Source organism: Enterococcus sp. AZ170, assembly GCF_050545135.1.
In the GTDB taxonomy this organism is placed as follows: domain Bacteria; phylum Bacillota; class Bacilli; order Lactobacillales; family Enterococcaceae; genus Enterococcus_L; species Enterococcus_L ureilyticus.
In genome coordinates, this window is the sequence record NZ_CP172947.1 from 2,465,714 (window position 1) to 2,486,060 (window position 20,347).

General features: G+C 35.9%; 19 protein-coding genes and 1 other annotated feature. Of the genes, 3 read left to right on the forward strand and 16 right to left on the reverse strand.

Annotated features, from left to right (window positions below):
• Window positions 1–75 precede the first annotated feature (75 nt).
• The 7 genes from tig to IGJ55_RS11950 all read right to left on the reverse strand — a co-directional run bounded on the left by tig (window position 76) and on the right by IGJ55_RS11950 (window position 7,437).
• On the reverse strand, window positions 76–1,359 hold the full coding sequence (tig, locus tag IGJ55_RS11920) for a trigger factor (RefSeq protein WP_069641035.1): 1,284 nt from the start codon (window positions 1,357–1,359) through the stop codon (window positions 76–78).
• A 306-nt stretch (window positions 1,360–1,665) separates the two neighbouring features.
• Window positions 1,666–2,370 carry a 5'-methylthioadenosine/adenosylhomocysteine nucleosidase gene (locus tag IGJ55_RS11925; protein WP_430606553.1) on the reverse strand — a complete coding sequence of 235 codons (705 nt, stop codon included), beginning with the start codon at window positions 2,368–2,370 and terminating at the stop codon, window positions 1,666–1,668.
• Complete coding sequence (locus IGJ55_RS11930; protein ID WP_430606554.1) at window positions 2,367–3,233, reverse strand: MetQ/NlpA family ABC transporter substrate-binding protein; 867 nt, start codon at window positions 3,231–3,233, stop codon at window positions 2,367–2,369. Before IGJ55_RS11930 ends, IGJ55_RS11925 begins: the two co-directional genes overlap by 4 nt.
• Window positions 3,234–3,266: 33 nt before the next feature.
• Window positions 3,267–3,740, reverse strand: a complete 474-nt coding sequence (locus tag IGJ55_RS11935) for an S-ribosylhomocysteine lyase (protein ID WP_429949067.1) — start codon at window positions 3,738–3,740, stop codon at window positions 3,267–3,269.
• A 24-nt stretch (window positions 3,741–3,764) separates the two neighbouring features.
• The gene (locus tag IGJ55_RS11940) at window positions 3,765–4,886 is read right to left on the reverse strand and encodes a 5-methyltetrahydropteroyltriglutamate--homocysteine S-methyltransferase (RefSeq protein ID WP_430606556.1); all 1,122 of its coding nucleotides are present in this window, start codon (window positions 4,884–4,886) and stop codon (window positions 3,765–3,767) included.
• A gap of 64 nt (window positions 4,887–4,950) precedes the next feature.
• Window positions 4,951–5,207: a binding site (T-box leader), on the reverse strand.
• Between the two features lie 99 nt (window positions 5,208–5,306).
• Window positions 5,307–5,897, reverse strand: a complete 591-nt coding sequence (locus IGJ55_RS11945; RefSeq protein WP_430606557.1) for a hypothetical protein — start codon at window positions 5,895–5,897, stop codon at window positions 5,307–5,309.
• A 1,369-nt stretch (window positions 5,898–7,266) separates the two neighbouring features.
• Entirely contained in the window at window positions 7,267–7,437 is a 171-nt protein-coding gene (locus IGJ55_RS11950) for a hypothetical protein (protein ID WP_429949061.1), read from the reverse strand.
• A 149-nt stretch (window positions 7,438–7,586) separates the two neighbouring features.
• Between IGJ55_RS11950 and IGJ55_RS11955 the strand changes: the two genes are divergently transcribed.
• The gene (locus tag IGJ55_RS11955) at window positions 7,587–8,492 is read left to right on the forward strand and encodes a helix-turn-helix transcriptional regulator (RefSeq protein WP_430606558.1); all 906 of its coding nucleotides are present in this window, start codon (window positions 7,587–7,589) and stop codon (window positions 8,490–8,492) included.
• A gap of 67 nt (window positions 8,493–8,559) precedes the next feature.
• A complete protein-coding gene (locus IGJ55_RS11960; RefSeq protein WP_430606559.1) occupies window positions 8,560–9,102 on the forward strand; it encodes a ClbS/DfsB family four-helix bundle protein in 543 nt (180 codons plus the stop codon).
• 288 nt (window positions 9,103–9,390) lie between these two features.
• On the opposite strand, the gene IGJ55_RS11965 is transcribed toward IGJ55_RS11960, so the two are convergent.
• From IGJ55_RS11965 to IGJ55_RS12005, 9 genes are all read right to left on the reverse strand, one after another.
• Window positions 9,391–9,888 (reverse strand): hypothetical protein, encoded by a 498-nt coding sequence (locus tag IGJ55_RS11965; protein ID WP_430606560.1) that lies wholly within the window; start codon window positions 9,886–9,888, stop codon window positions 9,391–9,393.
• A 32-nt stretch (window positions 9,889–9,920) separates the two neighbouring features.
• Entirely contained in the window at window positions 9,921–10,520 is a 600-nt protein-coding gene (locus IGJ55_RS11970; protein ID WP_207121573.1) for a hypothetical protein, read from the reverse strand.
• A 153-nt stretch (window positions 10,521–10,673) separates the two neighbouring features.
• Entirely contained in the window at window positions 10,674–11,642 is a 969-nt protein-coding gene (locus IGJ55_RS11975) for a DUF1002 domain-containing protein (RefSeq protein ID WP_069641024.1), read from the reverse strand.
• Between the two features lie 241 nt (window positions 11,643–11,883).
• Window positions 11,884–13,122 (reverse strand): dicarboxylate/amino acid:cation symporter, encoded by a 1,239-nt coding sequence (locus IGJ55_RS11980; RefSeq protein WP_069641023.1) that lies wholly within the window; start codon window positions 13,120–13,122, stop codon window positions 11,884–11,886.
• Window positions 13,123–13,139: 17 nt separating this feature from the next.
• On the reverse strand, window positions 13,140–13,862 hold the full coding sequence (locus tag IGJ55_RS11985; protein WP_069641022.1) for an aspartate/glutamate racemase family protein: 723 nt from the start codon (window positions 13,860–13,862) through the stop codon (window positions 13,140–13,142).
• Between the two features lie 22 nt (window positions 13,863–13,884).
• Window positions 13,885–14,796 carry an ABC transporter substrate-binding protein gene (locus IGJ55_RS11990; RefSeq protein WP_069641021.1) on the reverse strand — a complete coding sequence of 304 codons (912 nt, stop codon included), beginning with the start codon at window positions 14,794–14,796 and terminating at the stop codon, window positions 13,885–13,887.
• A 480-nt stretch (window positions 14,797–15,276) separates the two neighbouring features.
• The gene (ptsP, locus tag IGJ55_RS11995; protein WP_069641020.1) at window positions 15,277–17,004 is read right to left on the reverse strand and encodes a phosphoenolpyruvate--protein phosphotransferase; all 1,728 of its coding nucleotides are present in this window, start codon (window positions 17,002–17,004) and stop codon (window positions 15,277–15,279) included.
• Window positions 17,004–17,270 carry a phosphocarrier protein HPr gene (locus IGJ55_RS12000; RefSeq protein ID WP_010760596.1) on the reverse strand — a complete coding sequence of 89 codons (267 nt, stop codon included), beginning with the start codon at window positions 17,268–17,270 and terminating at the stop codon, window positions 17,004–17,006. The genes ptsP and IGJ55_RS12000 overlap by 1 nt, the downstream gene beginning before the upstream one ends.
• A gap of 173 nt (window positions 17,271–17,443) precedes the next feature.
• A complete protein-coding gene (locus IGJ55_RS12005; RefSeq protein ID WP_069641019.1) occupies window positions 17,444–17,635 on the reverse strand; it encodes a hypothetical protein in 192 nt (63 codons plus the stop codon).
• Window positions 17,636–17,965: 330 nt separating this feature from the next.
• On the opposite strand from IGJ55_RS12005, the gene IGJ55_RS12010 reads away from it, so the two are divergent.
• Entirely contained in the window at window positions 17,966–20,221 is a 2,256-nt protein-coding gene (locus IGJ55_RS12010; protein ID WP_069641018.1) for an ATP-dependent Clp protease ATP-binding subunit, read from the forward strand.
• Window positions 20,222–20,347: the final 126 nt, after the last annotated feature.

Here is a 20,347-nt window from a genome sequence, read left to right on the forward strand (position 1 = left end):
TTTAACATAATCGTTTCATTCTTTAACTTAAAAAAAGACATTCCCGATCATTCAGGAATGTCTTTTATTGTACATTTATTTTTCAGTTGCAGTTTCAGTGATTACTTCTACTGCACGTTTCATGCGAATATCATGTTTTAACATGTCTTCTGTTAAGACTTTTTTCACTTGATCGATTGGCATGTTGTATTGTTCTGATAAATCTTTGATTTCGTTATCCATATCTTCTTGAGATACTTCAATATCTTCTGCTTTAGCGATCGCTTCGATTACAAGGTTTGTTTTCGTACGAACTTCTGCTTCTGCTTCAAATTGTTTGTGCAAGTCAGCTTCTGTTGTTCCAGTTAATTGATAGTACATATCTGGAGCGATTCCTTGACGTTGCATGTTGTTTAGGAATTCATCCATTGAACGGTGAACTTCGTCATGTACCATTACATGTGGAAGGTCAACGATTTCTGCATTATCAACAGCTTGACGGATTGCAGCTTCGTCTTTTGCTTCTGTTGCAGCCGCTTCTTTAGATTCTGTTAATTCTTTACGGTATTTTTCTTTTAATTCGTCTAATGATTCTACTGAGTCATCAACGTCTTTTGCGAATTCATCATCTAAAGTTGGTAATTCTTTTGCTTTTACTTCATGAACTTTCACTTGGAAAACAGCTTCTTTACCAGCTAGATCTTCTGCTTGGTAATCTTCTGGGAATGTTACTTTTACTTCAACTTCTTCGCCAGCTTTTTTGCCAACTAATTGTTCTTCAAAGCCTGGGATGAAAGAGTTAGAACCTAATTCAAGAGAATAGTTTTCACCTTTTCCGCCTTCAAAAGCTTCTCCGTCTTTGAAACCTTCAAAGTCAATAACAACAGTATCGCCATCAACAGCTGCTTCGTCTTCTTTGATGACTAGTTCAGCTTGGGCTTCTAATTCATTTTGGATGCGTGCATCTACGTCTTCGTCTGTAACTTCACGGTCTTGTTTTTCAACTGTTAAGTTTTTGTATTCGCCTAATTTAACTTCAGGTTTTACAGTCACTTCAGCAGTTACGACCCAATCTTCCCCTTTATTCATGCTTTCAACATCAATTTTAGGTTGTGATACAGGATCGATTCCAGCTTCTTTAACAGCTGCTTCGTAGACTTCTGGTAACACTGCGTTCAAAGCATCTTCATATAATGCTTCTTCGCCGTACATACGGTTGAATACTTGACGTGACACTTTTCCTTTACGGAATCCTGGTACGTTAAGATTTTTTTTGACTTTATCGAATGCTTGTTTCAAGCCTTTTTCAATTAGAGTTTGATCAACTGAAAAAGTTAACACACCATCATTGGTGCCTTTTTTTTCAAATTTCGCAGACATTTGTTTCCCTCCGAATAACTTAATTTTATACATGAATTTATGTTATGCATACCTTTAAATAGTACACTATCACTGGATAAATGTAAACATTTTAGGTGAGAAGATGGAAAATAAAGCCATTTTATAGACTATTTGAAGCGTCTCTTTTTAATTTTAACCACTTTTAAGTTCTGTTCATTGGTTTCTATGCTCTTTAGATGTGCTTTCTATATTTCAAGATAGTAACATGTTGACATTTAAAAGCAAATAAAGCCGAGACAAATAAAGATGTTCAGCTATTAAAAGCTCAAACATCTTTACCATCTACTAATTATCTTCTACCAATACACGAATTAAGCGTTTCGTTTCTTGAAATGCATGTAGTGCAGCTTTTCCTAAATGTGTATCAAAAGACTCAGCAGCTTCAATCCCAGCAATGTCGGAAATACCGCGAATATTTATTACAGGAATAGCATAAAAACTCGCAACTTGTGCGATTGCTGTGCTTTCCATATCAGAGGCTTTCGCTTCTGGAAAACGCTCTTTCACCTGTGTTACAAACTCCGACTCACTCATAAAGGAATCGGAAGTGACGATCAATCCATTATGCAAACCATAATCTCTAGTTTTTTCCAAAGAATCAACAATTTCTAACCATTTTTGACTTAACTGGTAGTCTTTTGGCATTTGTGGCACTTGCCCAAATGCGTAATCAAAACTAGTCGCATCCACATCACTATAAGTGAGCCTTGTGCCATAAATAACATCACCAATTTCAACTTCACCTAAAAAGCCACCTGCAGAACCTGTATTAATGATCACATCTGGTCGAACTGTTTCACAAACTAAACTAGCTGAAGCTGCTGCATTGGCTTTACCGATCCCGGTTTCCACTAAAAATAAGGAATAGTCTGGCTGATCTAATACTTCCTCGATCACAGTTTTCCCTCGTTTTAAAATAGAGTGCAATTGATAAGAACCACGAAATGGTTCTAACTCTTCTTGCATTGCTGCCGCTATGACGATTTTCATTGATCTGCCTCCCACAGCTTGCCAATATCTTCTTGCACATCGACTTTTGTCCCACCAAAATGTTCTTGGATATAGTCTTTGACTGCTTGACTATGATATAGATCTGCTAGTTTTTTTAACGCTTGATCCTGTTGGCGGTCTGCTGTTGTGACTAAAACATTGATGCTTTGCTGCGTATGTTCATCGATTTCTTCTTTAAACAAAGCATCTTTCAAAACATTTAAACCACCTTCAAACGCAATTGTATTACTGATCAAAGCTAGATCAACATCTTGCAATACTCTTGGTCCCGTCGTATCATCGATCATTTTAAACTCTAAGTTTTTAGGATTTTCAATAATATCAGACGGCGTTCCTGTTCCGTTATCAAAATTCTTGGCTAGTTTGATCAAACCAGCAGTTTCCATCAATCTTAAGCCACGCGCCGTATTTGCTGGATTATCAGCGATTGCAACGACAGCTCCCTCTTTAATCTCCCCGACTGATTTGTATTTATCTGAATAAAGCCCCATCGGCTCCATATAGGTTGTTGCAATTGGTACTAATTTTTGGTCGCTATCTTGATTGAAACTACTTAAATACCCCAATGATTGAAAAGCATTCACATCAACCTGTTCTTCAACCGTTGCATTATTTAGCTGAGGACCGCCATTGATCTCTTTGACCTCTATGGCTAATCCCGCTTCCTTAGCTAACTCTGAGTCTGCAATAAAGCGCCAAATATCGGCATCACTGTCAACTGAACCTAAAACGATTTTAGTCGCTTTATGCTGTTCTTCATTTGCCTCCTCTTTATTTTGACTGTTACAACCCGTCACTAAAAATAAAGCCCCTAAAATGCCAAATCCAATCCACTTTTTCATAACAGCCTCCTTCAAATATTACTATGATTCGCCCTAGATTATTTCTCGCTCAAAAGCAGAGGTACTGATTCCTTGATTTAACACTACTTTCGCCCATTCTTTTGCGGAAAAAAGAGAGTGATCTTTATAATTCCCACAGCTTTTTGCATCTGTTCCCTGAACATCAGTCCATTGAATTTCTTCTACGATCTGAACCAATGTTTCTTTCAGAGCTTGAGCAACCTCTTGGGCTGGATAATTCCCCCAAACAATCAAATGAAAGCCTGTTCGACAACCAAATGGCGAAATATCAATAATATCGTCCAAACGATCCCGCAATAAATCAGCTAATAAATGTTCTAACGTATGAAGCGCAGCTGTTGGAATTTCTGCCTGATTCGGTTGGGCAAAACGCAAGTCATAATTCGTGATTTCGTCCCCTTTTTTCCCAACTTCTGTTGTAATTACTCGAACGTACGGCGCAATCACTTGATTATGATCTAATGTAAAACTTTCGACTTCTGCCATGATTACACACATCCTTCCAACTAATTATTTTGTTGAACCCCAAACCTCATTTGCTACATCAATAACTAACGCCAACTTTTTCCACTGGTCTTCCTCGGTCAAAACATTGCCTTCTTCTGTCGAAGCAAAACCACATTGAGGACTCAAACTCAAGCGATCTAATGGGACAAACTTACTTGCTTCTTTAATTCGCTTCACTAATGTTTCCTTCTCTTCTAACGTGCCGTCCTTACTTGTAACTAAGCCCAAAACCACTTGTTTATCTTCTAGAACAAAACGTAACGGCTCAAAATCACCTGAACGCTCATCATCAAACTCCAAGAAAAAGGCTTCGACATTTTGATTGCCTAACAACGTATCAGCAACAGGCTCATAGCCGCCAGAAGTGGCCCACGTTGAATGATAATTGCCACGACAGACATGCGTCGTTACATGTAAATCTTCAGGTAGATCAACGATTGCATCATTATTTAAACGTAAATATAACGCTTGTAATGCCTTGGTATCATATTCGCCATTAGTCATCGTGGTCCAAAAGTTCTTATCCACTAACATCCCCCACGTGCAATCATCCAATTTAATATCCCGACAACCTAAATCATATAAGGCTAAAATTGTTTCCCGATACGCCTTCGCAATATCTTGATATAATAATTCCCGATCAGGATAAAATTCATTAACCTTGTCTTCATTAGAACTGCGAACCAACTCCGCTAATAACTGGGCAGGTGCAGGAATACTTTGGCGAACAGGCGTTCCGTCTGCAATTTCCGTTAAAAATGTGTACTCTTCAAAGACCGGATGTTCTGGATTAAAGCTTATTTTTCCTGTTAAACGTGCTGAATCCGCTCTTGTTTCTTCTCCGTGAAATAAATAGCCTTGATCCATTACATTATGCTCAATTCCATTGAAGCCCCAGAAAAAATCAAGATGCCAGTAACTACGGCGAAACTCCCCATCACTGATAACGTTTAAGCCAATTTCTTTTTGTTTAGCAACTAAATCCCGAATGGCTTGATCCTCAACTGCTTTTAATTCATCTCCAGAAATCGTACCAGCTGCAAACTCTTCCCGCGCTTCTTTCAACGCTTCCGGACGTAAAAAACTGCCGACGATTTCATAATGATGTACTGAATTTTGACACATAATTAATTTCCCCCTCATTTTTTAAATAGAAAACAAAAAAATCCCTAGAAAAGTCAAAGACTCTTCTAAGGATGTAATAAACATACATGGTACCACCTTAATTTACAAAAATCTTGCGATTTCTGCCTCTACTCTAATACGCCGCTACTGCTTGATATTAGGATTCTTGCTAACGGGAATAACCGTGCATCTCTAAAATAATTTTTCGAAATGCCCACTCAAAAGCCATTTTCAAATTCGTTTTCTTCCGCCTCTTTTCAGCTACCAAGGCTCTCTTTTAGAAATTCCACAGAATTTTACTTTCTTTTTCTACGTGTTTTTTTATTTATTTTTAATCATAATAGCAGATGAGACGGTGGGTGTCAAATGGATAGGTGAAAAATTTTTTACGTTAGCGAACTTTTATAGACTTTCTCACGATTAATCTTCTAAACTATCTAATTCTTGTTCAGCCTTTAAAGTCATCGTTTTGTCAAAGCAACTGCCAAAAATGCTGTATTTAGATTCAATGACTTGGATCATCTGGCCCTTTTCTAAAATCTCAAAAAGATCGTATGGTACAGTCAGTTTATGCATTTTTTTATCCCCATCAATTTCTAGATTTAGATTACACTCTTCAACAATCACGTTAGGGCCTCCACCAGGAGGACGATATGAAGCAACCACTTTGTCACTAATTCGAGCTTCTAATTCCTGCTCTTGGACATGACAAAGCCTTGTTCGTACTAATATGAATCTAAGTACATACTCAATCCCCCAATAAATGAAAAACATCCCTGTTACGCCAAGTGCAGCCAAGGAAACCACAATTAAAGTCACAATAGCAAGCTCAAACTTATCTTCGTAGTAAGACCATTCCGTAAAATGAGTGGTCACTACTTGCCACGAATCATTTAGAAATTCAATTTTACTGATTAGCAGCCAGCTTATTAACAATGTAAATAGTAAAATTACTAGCTTGTATAGATAGAAAATTAGATAATCCCTTAGTTTATTTTTCCTTTTCAACATCATTTTTCTCCTTTTTTTATTAATACTTCTCTATTATTTTATCAGAAAAATGAACTGTTAAAGAATTTTTTGTGTTTTTAAATTTGATCAGGTCATAGCGGTTTAGCGGTCTCTATTTGCTTGTAAAGATTCCGTTTGGCTTCTTCAAAACGAGTAACTCTTTTTAAAATCTCCTCTTCGATTATATGTATTTCACAAATCAAGCGTTTCTCCTGTCATCGTAGTAACTTGACACATTTCACAATATATAAAAAACGGCGTCAGTGCTCATTTACTCACTAATACATAATTTAATACAAATAACGAGAAATAATATTAATAAGAGAAGCGAATGAGAAGATTTAGAAAAAATTTTTTGTTATTTTACCTTATATATAAGGGAGAGGTTTTATAGTGTTATTTAATCGAAGAATGTCAGATTTTTTATTGCGAACTGCTATTTATTTCGGTATACTAATAGCCATAGGATAGAAATAATTAACAAGGAGAACAGCAAACTTTCACTTAGCCAGAAATGAGTGGAGTAGAGGTTGTCCCTCCTAACCATAAAAATAAATCAACGGCACTTCCTGACCTGGCTACCAACCAAACTAGAGAAGTTTTGATTAAACAGCATAACCTGCTTAAGCAAATCGCCAATAGTGTACGTCATGTTCTTATTTTTGCATTCAGTTGTCTACCAGAAGACTTTAACCCTTCTCCTTCCAAGTATAACTGAGTAAAGATACAGGTCTTTGACTTGCCTATTGTCCACGATTGCAGGGGATCTGTAATCGTTTTTTTGTTTCTATCCTATAAAATTTGAGAAAAAGAAATGACAATACGGTGACAACATTCATTTTATTCACCTTGTACTTTTCATCACCTGCTCTGTCTTATTGCCAATCGCAGTCCTTCAATTCTTAGAGCTTTAGCTTTTAGAAATTGATGAGATCTAAGCAACAGCGCAGTGATTCAAAACAAAATAGGCACTTCATTCACCGGTACCACCCAGTAAATGAAGCCCTGAATAGAAAGCATAACCTATCTATCCAAGTTGCCTGATTACTAGTACCGTAGCACTAGCTTCTTTATTGTACCTAATTTTTGTAAGAATTTCTAGACACTTTTGGAAATTTTTTTAAATAGGTAAAGAAACTTGCTACAGTCTGTTAGTCACCCCAACGATAGAGGCGGCCATCTCTATCGTTTTTTCTTTTTCTCAATTGTTGAATGTTGCTTGAAACTAACTTTAAAATTTCTAGAATCGCGTATTCGTCCTGCAAAAAAAGAAAAAATTCAAGATAAAAGTACAAAATCACCAAATCTATAATAATAAAAAGGACTATATGAGTCAGCCTCCAATTATAATTACTGTTTCTGCTACCTATTATTTCTCAATCAAACCTCTAAAAACGTGATCATACTTATTCATAAAAAAATCGATATCATCAGAAAATTCTTTTAGAGATAGCATTTGGATAACTTCATTAGGTAATGACTTACTATTTGTATTGTCCAGTTTTCTCAGATTTTTAGATTTGCTTATTTTATCAGTCATATTTTATTCCTCCTTGTCCTTATTTCGTATAACACTAAAAAATAGCTGTCTATTAAAACTACACTCTTCCAAGTTTTCTGACTTCAAAAAAACGTTTCCCTTCATGATATAATAACCTTAAATAGTCTAAAACAAGAAGGTGATCTATCATGAAACTAAACAGAATGTTCGAAATCGTCTATCTGCTACTCGAAAGAAAAAAGCTTACCGCAAACGAATTAGCGAACCATTTCGAAGTCTCAAAAAGAACGATTCTCCGTGATATAGAAGCCTTATCTATCGCAGGAATCCCAATCTACACCTCTAAAGGAAAAGGCGGCGGCATTTCACTACTTGAGAACTATGTATTAGACAAAACCATTATTTCAGCAGATGAACAAGACCAAATTCTCTTTGCCCTTCAAAGCTTAGCTGCCACACCTCCCTTACATTCTGAAACTATTTTATCCAAACTGCAAGCTCTATTTAGTAAAACAGACACGAGCTGGATTGAAGTGGATTTTTCTCGTTGGGGTAAAACTGATCCAGACAATAAAAAATTTGAACAGTTGAAAACAGCTATTCTTACCGAAAAAGTCATTTCTTTTACTTATGCAAATTCTTATGGAGCAACAAGCTTGAAAACAGTTTATCCACTAAAATTACTTTTCAAATCGAAAGCCTGGTATCTTCAAGCTTATTGCCCCACTAATCAAGCGGATAGAACCTATAAACTCAATCGAATGACCGACTTAGCTATAGATACTGACGTTTTTTCTAAAAAAGATTTTACAGTTCCAGCGATTGAAGTAACAGACAGTCCAGCTCTATTAGACTTAACCTTTTTAATCTCAAAAGAGCGTGCTTATAGAGCATACGATGAGTTTGATATCCGTGATAGCCAAAAAAATGAAGATGGTTCCCTTCTTGTAGATACACAATTGCCAGAAGATGAATGGTTGTATTCCTTTCTCCTATCTCTAGGCGCTTCAGTTAAAGTTATCTCACCGCCACATGTGGAAAAAAAATTACTCACTTATATTGAAGAAATGAAAAAGAATTATATGGAGCCATAAGGTGACAGATAGTTGTCACCTTAACTATGCTATTATGAAGTTACCACTATGAAGGAGCGTGAACATTATGCCTAGACCTACAACAAAAATAGATTTGATCACAACCGCAGACGAGCAGTTTTCAAAGTTATGGCAACTGATTGATTCGATGGATGATCAAAAACAGAATGCACCATTTGCTTTTAGTGAAACATTTTTACAAAAAAGAACAGAAGCCCACTGGCAACGAGATCAAAATTTACGAGATGTCTTGATCCATTTATATGAATGGCATCAGTTACTCTTAAACTGGGTAACATCGAATCAAAAAGGAGAAGCCCAGCCCTTTCTACCTGCTCCATATAATTGGCGAACTTATGGAAAACTGAATGAAGAATTTATCGAAAAACACCAAAATACATCTTTAGACGAAGCAAAGCAACTTCTTAACAATAGCCATGCTGACGTTTTAAACATGATTGAAGCTTTTACAAATGAAGAGTTATTCGCTAAAAATACACTCTCTTGGACTGGAACCTCTACACTGGGAAGCTATTGTGTTTCCGCAACGTCTAGTCATTATGAATGGGCGATTAAAAAAATGAAGCAGCATATCAAATCGTTAGAATAATCATTGGATAAAAATAAACTACGCTTCAAGAGTAGCATCATTCGTTGATGAATTTACCCTTGAAGCTTAATTCTATTGTCTGCTCATTTTCTTTTGATTGAAGGCGCCGCTTTTAATACTTTATCTACTGCATAAATTGCCTGGTCATTCGTAATTAGAACGCCTATTTTAAAGAAACACTTCAATTCTCTTTCTTATCCTATTTCAATGACACACTCAATTTATAATCAACTAAAGAGAATACGAGGCTTCGCTTCCAATAACTAAAATTGCTCTAACAACTTTAACCTATTGTTTTTTAGCTGGTTCAAACTTCATGAGTTTTTTCACTGCATAAATCGCTTGATCGTTCGTAAAATGAAATTTCCCAATTGTAGTGTAAATAATCAACTTAGTATTTTCAACTTTACCGCCACGACGTAATTTATTTGTCACTGCCTTCGCTTTGACTTTTTTTATTTGCTCTTTTTTGATCTGTATTTCTTTTCCATTTATCCAAATGGTTAAATCATTATGCCCTTGAAAAATTTTGACTCGTTTAGAAAATAGTTTTTTGTATAGTTTTCTCAATAAATAATCAAAAATAACCCAACTTATCAAAAAGCTTATAGAAAAAGCAACTGCCTCATACCCGGTGTTTAAAAAGAAATACGCTGTTTTAATTCCTATGGAAAAAATCAATATGGCCCAACACACTACAAACAAAACAATCGCTGCTTTCTTCACAATACTATATTTCGAATAATTAAAATCAGCTTCTAAAACAAATTTCATCTGCTTGCCCATCTTCATTTCTCCTTTATCTCGTGTCCAAATTTTCACTCACCGATCTGAGGTTCAACGAATAACTTTCCATCCTCTAAATAAAAGTATAAATGTCGATTACTGTTTTTATCAACCTTGTACTCATATTCTGTTGTTTCGTCATCGAATAAGGATTTTTTTGAGGTGTTGATAAATGAAGGAATCCCTATATTTTCTAATACTTTTTCTGAAACCTTCTCATCAAGCGTCATTTTATTTGCCCGTTCAATGATCGACTCTTCTGCATAAACTGTGGGATCATTGAAAATAATATACTTAGATGTAATTTTTCTTTTTGTATACTCAAAAGATAACTGAGCTAGCTTCTTTTTCCCGCGAGTTATCTCCCACCGTAGCGTTTTGACATCAGAGGGTTTGACTAATAACTTTCGTGAATCTAAATTGGGCTCTCCAAATTCGGCCGTAAATTCCTTTTCAAGATCTGGTACAATTTTGTTTAACAACCGAATTTTCTCATAATAAACCATACAATATTCATAATCGTTCAGTGCTTTTGTCTCTACTTTTGCTTCTGGTTTCACAGTAAAGTACAATACTATACCTAACACAATACACATAAATCCACCTAACAACATTCCTTTTTTCACTTTCACTCGTAGCTACCCCTTTTTTCCTATTTATTTTAGATATACATTAAGTTTACAGGAAAAATACATAAAAAAAAGAGGATTTAGCTAAAATATGTAACTATTTTTAGCTAAACCCACTTTATTATTTGCATATAAGTAAACTTATCCTAGACTAGCTTATTTACCAGTAATAGAATCCCAAATTCCGCTAAAGAATCCTTTGATATTTTCCCAAAGACCCTTAGATTTTTCCTCGATTTGTTCTTTTGTTTTAGACAAATCGAGTTGTCCAACAAAGTCCTCAAAGATATTTTTATCTTTCATATCGCTCATCAAAGTCGTCAATTCTTTCACTTGATCTGATGACATCACATCTTTGATTCCTTGACTTTGTAATGCACCTTCAACAGTTTTTTGAATATCTGCTTGGGTCAAATTTTTGCCATCAGCAGTTTTGGCAGCCAATTCTTTTTTCGCTTGCTCTTGCGCTGCATTTAAGGCTTCGTCAGTATAACCATCTTTATCTTTATTCTCTTCTGTGATCTTAGATAGTACATCCATTTCGTCTTGAGCGACACCTACACGGTCTCGATTGATAATGCCGCCAGATTCTTCAACGATTTTATAGACACCTGCTAACGCTCCTGAACCATCGATCGGAACAGCTGATGCAACAGTCAACTTCGCATCTGTAATCCCAGCTGTTAACGCCGCATTTTGGTATTGGGCTTCTGTGATTTTCGTAATATTTTTAGGTGTAGCAATATCTACAGAGATTCCTGCACCTTTTTTCTGTGTTTCCATTCGAACTGAACTATAAACAGCCCATTCTGGTGTGAAGCCACCATCAGGGATAAAACTCATCAAATCTTGTCCTGTTGTTGTATATTGTGGTGTTTCACCTTTGATACCTAATTCTTTTAAAGTAAAGTCCTTTTGCTCTTGGGTCAGTGCATTGCCTAAAGCGACTGCGTTTATTTGTAGATTCTTCTCAGAACTTTGAGTTGTTTCTGTATTACTAGCATTTACTGAAGTACTTTCAACCGTGCTACTTTGTGTAGCAAATGCTGTTTTTCCATTTGATAAACCTGTAGAAACCAAAAGAACTGTCATTGCTACAGCCAGTGTTGTCTTTGTCTGTTTCATAGTAACCTCCTAAAGATTTACTTGTTCATTACTATACAACAATACTTTTAGTTAGTCCCTAAGTATGCTCCGTTTTAAGAAAATTTTAGTATCTTGACCTTTTAAAAAATACGTTTCCTTTCCTAAGTGAATCAACTCTATACTCAGTTTTTCCAATAAAAAAGAACAAAAGCAACCACTTTTAGCGGTTGAATGCTTTTGTCCTAATTTTCTACAAACTATATACTCGTAATGACTCATTTTAGTTAGTACTGGATTCGAATACGTTTCTATCAAATTCACCTGTTTTAATTCCAACAATAATTGATGAGTAAACATTCCCCATTACGTTCAATGGTGCTCGTGTTAAAGAATAAAAATAATCCAAACCTGCAAAAATAGCTACTCCTTCAACTGGAATACCAATCATTTGAAAAACAATCGCCATAGATACAATTCCGCCACCTGGAACACCTGGATTCCCAAAAGATGCAACAACTGAGAATACGCCTAATAAAATAAGATTTTGTAATGTAAATTGGATGTCAAATACAGATGCACAAGCCACAGCCGAAACAATATTTGAAATTGGCGAGCCATTTGTATTTAATGCATTTCCTAAAGGTAAAACAAAATCAGATATTCGTTCTTTAACGCCCATCTTTTTAGGCACATCCTCTAGAGATACTGGTAAAGTTATCGCTGAGGAAGTAGTCGTTACAGCTATAACCATAATATTTAGACTATTTTTAAGAAGCGTAACAATGCTTAATCGATATCTGATAGCTACATAAAGTGTATAGAGCACAAAGAAAATAATATCGAGTATACTCACGATTACAATGACCTGAACAAGTGATTTCAATGCATCTACTCCACTTGTGCCAATAACACCAGCAAGCATCGCTGAAATCCCAATTGGTGCATAGACCATCACAATAGAGACGATTTTCATTATTACTTTTCTTAAACCTAATATTAACTCATAGAGTGCGTTTACACTTTCAAAACTATCCTTCATAATATTTACAGAAATACCAAACAATGCTGCAAAAACAATGATTTGGACAATAACTCCTTCTGCAAGTGCCCCAACTGCGTTATCTGGAATAAAATTTACAATAGTTTCTTGTATATTACCACCCGCAACCGTTCCTTTATATGCATCTGATCCAGGAGCAGTCAACGTTAAATTGATTGGAATGATTTTTACTGCAATAATTGACAAAACTGCCGCCAAAGACGTACTAACAAAAAATACCCCCAATGTTTTCAGTCCAACAGTTTTTAATTCTTTTAACGGTAAAGAGGCCGTTGCTTCAACAATAGAACAAAAAATTAATAAGGGGACGCACATCTTTACTGATCTTAAAAAGATATCACCTAAAAACTTTAAACTTTCAGCATTTTCTCCTAGCACAAAACCTATGATCAACCCTATAATAGATCCTACGACAATCCTCATAGATAAACTAGAGTTCTTCACTTTATTTAAAATCATTCTGCTCGTACTCCTTTTCAGTCAACAAAATAGTCGCTTATTTTTTGTGGTGGATAATTAAATTTCCCAATCTTACTCTGTGATAGATGACACTCTACAAATAATTTAGCTAATTTTACGGATACTGAAACAGGGTCTATAACTGGAACACCTATTTCTTCACTTAATGAATCCGCATACATCGCAAATCTAGCACCACCTAATACAATTGCCTCAGCACCGTCTTCTTCAATCATCTTGATGATTGTGTTTTTTAGCGATTCTTTTACGGAACTGTTTTGGTTCACATTCTCCGTATCCATTTCAATCCCTCGTACTGAGGCAAGTTTTCCTTCTAAACGTAGTAAATGTGTAAGATCTTCTTGATAAGGTATATTTTGTTTGAAAACAGTTAGAATTGAATACTTATGTCCTAACATGGTCGCAATAACTTGAGATCCTTCTGCTATTGATATGACTGGAATATCTAATGCCTCTTTTAAAGCAAAAAAACCAAAATTCCCGAATCCAGCTAATACAATCGCATCTGGGTTCACTTCTTCTGTAAAATCAAGTAACCCTCGCACAAACGACCAAACAGATTGATAATCGCCAAAAGTACAATCTATATGTTTAGAGCCTTTAGGATTGGTATATGGGATCAATTCTGTAGATGAATCATTAAATCCTTTTTCTGCTGATTTCATTAAAACTTTTGTTAATTCTGTATTACTATTTGGATTAGCAACAATAATTTTCATTTGAATCTCCTTTTTCATAAAATTAATTTATTTTAGAATATAGATATGGCCGATTATCGACTAATTTGTCGTATGCTATTTTTCTGTCTAATACATCTCCTAGTATTAAATAATCTTGCCAACGATCAACCTCTTGGGACTCAATATTTATAGTCGGAGTCCACATTCCCTCTTTTATAAACAGATCAATTGTTTTAATACCGTCTTCTACGGAAATTGTCGGCCAATTATTTTTAATAATCGAGCTGCAGGCTTTTCCTCCATGTTCTAATAAATATGACGTCCCTTTTTGAAGACCTACGGCGAATTTTTCAAATTCAACTAATTTATCTTCTATTATTTCAGGCAAACTATAGTAAACACTCCAGGGTATATTGCTTCCCTTTCTGGTTAAATCACAGAAGTTAAAACCTACTTGTCGATCGATCATGGAATGAGCTGTATCTGGTTGGACTACTATAAAGTCACCAAACCCTTTTTCAAAAAGATCGCAAATCATAGCTGTTGAAAAATCATGGATAAACCGAATTTTATTTGGATCAGCACCACCTTCTCGCGCGCTGCCAACCGTCATTAAATAATGACCTGCTCCATCGCCTCCTGATACAAGTACTCTTTTTCCTTCTAAATTTTTCCAATCAAATGATCCTGATATTTTTTCTCTTGAAAGAATAACTAATGGGCATTTGGACGCTATTTTTGCAACTGACGTGTATTTTTGAATATTCTGACAATAAATCATAGGCAGCCACATTCCACCTAACACAACATCTGCTTGACCATTTTCTAAATCATCAAGTCCTTTTGTCCAAGGATCAGGTAAATACGAACATAATTTTAGCTTTTGTTCATCAAAAAAACCTTGTTCTTCTGCGATGTATTGTGGCATGTAGTTCATTGATAATCCTGTTGCAGCAATTGTAAATGTAGTCAATTTAGAAAATCTCCTTTTTGATTATATTTAGGTTTTGATAACAATATATGCTATATGGTCTCCTATGACCTTTTATCACGAGAATGCTCTACTTGATTCGTGTGATTATTGTTTGTAGACTCAGAATCAATGATTGCTAATCTTGCTTACATGTAATCAACGTAGTTTCTTGAGTTTCACTACTTTTGAATCTTTTTGAACTATCATAAATCATATTGTAAGCGGTATCCATGTCCTTTTCATTGAACTTTTTAACATTTTATTTATATTTTTTGTTTAAAATAACTATTTATTACAAACTTTATATTAAAAACGATATAATAGATGAATAAAAATAAAGGAGTAGCAAATATACTTAAACCATTTCATTGTAAACGCCACCATATTAGTATTCATTCTAGACTTAATTACCAAACATTCACTAAAAAAAGTCTTCACCACTCAGAACAGAATCTGAATGGTGAAGACTTTAGTACTTATTTATTTCGTATAATCCTTAACCAAGTCAATAACTTCTTCCATTGTATCGCAGTCATTCAACGCACGATCCGCAAGTTCAGCCATTTTCTTAGTATCTAGACGTTTCATCAAGCTACGAGTTTGAAGAATAGATGTCGCACTCATTGAGAACTCATCTAATCCCATTCCTACCAATAATGGTACAGCCATTTGATCGCCACCCATTTCTCCACACATACCAGTCCATTTACCTTCTGCATGAGATGCGTCAATCACGTTTTTAATCAAACGTAGGATTGATGGGTTATATGGTTGGTAAAGGTAAGAAACGCGTTCGTTCATACGGTCTGCTGCCATTGTGTATTGAATCAAGTCATTTGTTCCAATACTGAAGAAATCAACTTCTTTGGCGAATTTATCCGCAATTACAGCGGCTGCAGGAATTTCGATCATGATACCAACTTGAATCGTATCAGAAACTTTTGTTCCTTCAGAAACTAATTTAGCTTTTTCTTCTTCAAAGATGCTCTTCGCTGCTCTGAATTCTTTTAACGTTGCAACCATCGGGAACATGATACGTAAGTTACCGTGAACAGAAGCACGTAATAATGCGCGCATTTGTGTACGGAACATTTCGTCACCACGTTCAGATAAGCTGATACGTAAAGCACGGTAACCTAAGAACGGGTTCATTTCATGCGGTAATTGAAGATAAGGTAATTCTTTATCTCCACCGATATCCATTGTACGAACCACGACAGGCTTGCCGTTCATGCCTTCAAGAACTGCTGTGTAAGCTGTGTATTGTTCATCTTCTGTTGGGAAATCTGGAGAATCCATGTAAAGGAATTCTGTACGATATAGACCAACAGCTTCAGCACCATTGTTGTGTACGCCTTCTAAATCTTTAGGAGTACCAATGTTGGCAGCTAACTCGATATGTTTACCATCAGCAGTCACTGTTTCAGCATTTTTTAGTTTTTCCCATTCAACTTTAAGGTCAGCGTATTCTTTGCCTTTTGCTTCAAAATCAGCTTTTTCAACATCAGTTGGGTGGATGATGACATCGCCATCGATTCCGTTAACAGCTAAGATATCGCCTTCTTTGACTTTGGCAGTGATTTCTTTTGTTCCTACAATTGCAGGAATTTCAAGAGAGCGAGCCATAATCGCTGAATGTGATGTACGTCCGCCAATATCCGTTACGAATGCTTTCACATACGTACGATCTAATTGAGCAGTATCACTTGGTGTTAAGTCATGGGCAACCACAACGACCTCTTCGTTGATCATTGAAGGATTAGGAAGAGTAACACCTAATAAATGAGCTAAAATGCGTTTTGCAACGTCACGAATATCTGCTGCACGTTCTTGCATATAGGCATTATCATCCATTGCTTCGAACATACCGATATACATATCTGTTACTTCTTTTAACGCAGATTCAGCATTTACTTTATTATCTTGAATGTTTTGTTTAATTTGACCGATCATTTCTGGGTCAGCTAAAACCATTAAATGTGCGTCAAATACTTGTGCTTCTTCTTCACCAAGGCTTTGCGCTGCTTTTTCTCTGATTGCTTGCAACTCAGTCGTAGATTTTGCTAAAGCATCGTCTAAACGGCTTTCTTCAGCAGTTGTATCCTCTACAGACTTTTTATCGAAAGACAAATCAGGTTGAACTAACAGGTAAGCTTTAGCAATAGCGACACCATCACTTGCGGCAATTCCCTTTAGCATTTCAGACATTATTCTGACAATCCTTCTTTTTGCATTGTGTCTACGATAGCTGCTAATGCATCTGCTTCGTCAACACCGTCAACAGAGATTGTTACGTCTGAACCTTGGCCAACGCCTAAAGACATAACGCCCATGATTGATTTAAGGTTAACAGATTTACCTTTGTATTCTAAGTTAATATCTGAGTTAAATTTACTTGCAGTTTGTACTAATAATGTAGCTGGACGAGCGTGAATCCCTGTTTCTGCTACGATGTGAAATTCTTTCTTTTCCATATAAATCGGTCTCCTTCGTAAGTAAAATAATTTTTTATGTTAGGGTTTTCCTTTCATGATACGTTTCAAAAGAAACTAGAATCTGGATAATACCCTTTCAATTTTTAAGATTACCATTTTTTGTGAGTAGTTACAACACTTTTCACCTATTTTTTATTGAATCAAAACATCGATTACTCTTCTTCCTTCATATAACGATATATAATTCGTCCATTTAATCCAGCTTCTCCGACAAAAGACATTCTATCAGGCAGATTTTTCCAGACTTCTCTAAAAGCGGTAAAATCCTGCGGTTCAACTGTAAATTCAGAAATTTCTCCCTCTTTCAAGGCGTTGATTTGTTCTTTAAACGAATTTTCGTTCATTAATCGATCACAGCTTTCATTTTTATTTTTAACCTGTGGTCATTGTATGACAAAATTAGATATTTGTCTAAATCCCACTGATTTCACTATAAATAAACCGGATTATTTTTATAAAAATAGAATAAATTTCATTATTGTAGATTATTACGCATAATTGATTGGAATTTCTTCTTTATTCTCTTCACTAAATCTAGAGTTCAATTGCTTGATTCTTACTAAAAAGATGCTATAATAATCTCAAAGGTCAAAAATGGTCAACAGACTACTTGACTTTATCTAAAGGACTTTGATACAAAATTAGTCTTATTTTGAAAGGACGTGTTTTATCCTATGATTTGTCAAAATTGTCAACAAAATCCAGCAACGATTCATTTATATGCCAATGTTAATGGTCAAAGAAAACAATTGGATTACTGTCAAAGTTGCTATCAAAAACTAAAAGCACAAGCAAATGATAATCAACCAACAATGTCTCAACAAGATCCATTTGGTTTTGGAAGTTTAGATGATTTATATCGCTCTTTATCCCGTCAAATGCAAGAACAACAAGGGAATCCTAATGGTCAAACACCGCCAACTCAATTTGGCGACGGTAATGGCTTTAATGGTGGTCAGCCACCAAGAGGCGGAGCTGGTCAATCAAATGGGCTCTTGGGCGAATATGGTATCAACATCACTGAAGCTGCTAGAAATGGCGATATCGATCCAGTAGTTGGTCGTGATGAAGAAATCAAACGAGTGATTGAAATCTTGAACCGCCGAACTAAAAATAATCCCGTTTTAATCGGTGAACCTGGTGTTGGTAAAACAGCAGTTGTTGAAGGTTTAGCTCAAAAAATCATTGATGGTGATGTACCGCAAAAACTATTGGACAAAGAAGTCATTCGCTTAGATGTGGTTTCACTTGTTCAAGGTACTGGTATTCGTGGACAGTTTGAAGAACGGATGCAAAAGCTGATCGAAGAAATCAAACAAGCAGAAAATATTATTTTATTCATTGATGAAGTTCATGAAATCGTAGGGGCTGGTGCTGCTGGTGACGGTAATATGGATGCTGGCAATATTTTAAAACCAGCACTTGCTCGTGGTGAATTACAGATGGTCGGTGCAACTACTTTGAATGAGTACCGTATCATCGAAAAAGATGCTGCTTTAGAACGTCGGATGCAGCCAGTTCGTGTTGATGAACCAACCGTAGATGAAACGATTGCCATCCTTAAAGGGCTACAAAAACGTTACGAAGATTACCATCATGTAAAATACACAGACGAAGCAATCAAAGCAGCAGCAACTTTATCCAACCGGTACATTCAAGACCGTTTTTTACCGGATAAAGCAATCGACCTATTGGATGAATCAGGTTCTAAAATGAACTTAACGATCCAAATCGTCGATCCCAAAACAATTGAAAAAAAACTAGCAGATGCTGAAAAACAAAAACAACAGGCTTCTGCAGAAGAAGATTTTGAAAAAGCGGCCTACTACCGTGATCAAATCAATAAATTACAAGCTATGAAAGAAAAACAGATCAGTGACGAAGAAACACCAGTGATCGATGAAAAAAATATCGAAGCCATTGTTGAACAAAAAACAGGTATCCCCGTTGGTGATTTGAAAGAAAAAGAACAAACACAATTGAAAAACTTAGCAGTCGACTTAAAAGCTCATGTTGTTGGACAAGACGATGCCGTTGATCGTGTTTCAAAAGCGATTCGCCGTAACCGTGTTGGTCTAGGCAAACAAAACCGACCAATTGGTTCTTTCTTATTTGTGGGACCAACAGGTGTTGGGAAAACCGAATTGGCTAAACAATTAGCTTACGAGTTATTTGGTTCAGAAGATTCGATGATCCGTTTTGATATGAGTGAATACATGGAAAAACACAGTGTCTCTAAATTGATCGGTTCACCCCCTGGTTATGTGGGCTATGATGAAGCAGGACAATTAACTGAAAAAGTCCGTCGTAATCCATACAGCTTGATCTTATTAGATGAAATTGAAAAAGCTCATCCTGATGTATTGCACATGTTCTTACAAATTCTGGATGATGGTCGATTAACAGATGCCCAAGGTAGAACAGTCAGCTTCAAAGATACAATCATTATCATGACAAGTAACGCTGGAACTGGTAATGTCGAAGCCAATGTTGGGTTTGGCGCTGCTCGTGACGGTCTAACAAAATCTGTTTTAGGACAGTTGAATAATTTCTTTACACCTGAATTCTTGAACCGTTTTGATGGGATCATTGAGTTTAAAGCATTGAGTAAAGAAAACTTGATGAACATCGTTAGCCTCATGTTAGATGATGTCAACGACTTACTTGCTCATCAAAAAATTCACATTGATGTCCCAATAGATGTGAAAGAAAAACTTGTAGATTTAGGCTACGATCCTGCAATGGGCGCTCGCCCATTACGTCGCACGATCCAAGAACAAATCGAAGATGGTATCGCCGAATACTTCTTAGACCATCCTGAAGAGCATCAATTGCTGGCTAAACTAGACGATGATGGTAAGATCATTGTGACAGGTGAGATAACATCAGATCCTAGTGATATCAGCACAGAAACTACTGAAACAGAATAAAAAGTGAAGTCAATCAGGCAAACTGATTGACTTTTTTGTGCTTTTTAAGACAAATTTCTTTTTATTTAAGCTAAAAAAATTTATAATTAAGATGAATAAGGATTATATCAAATTTGAAAAAGACTA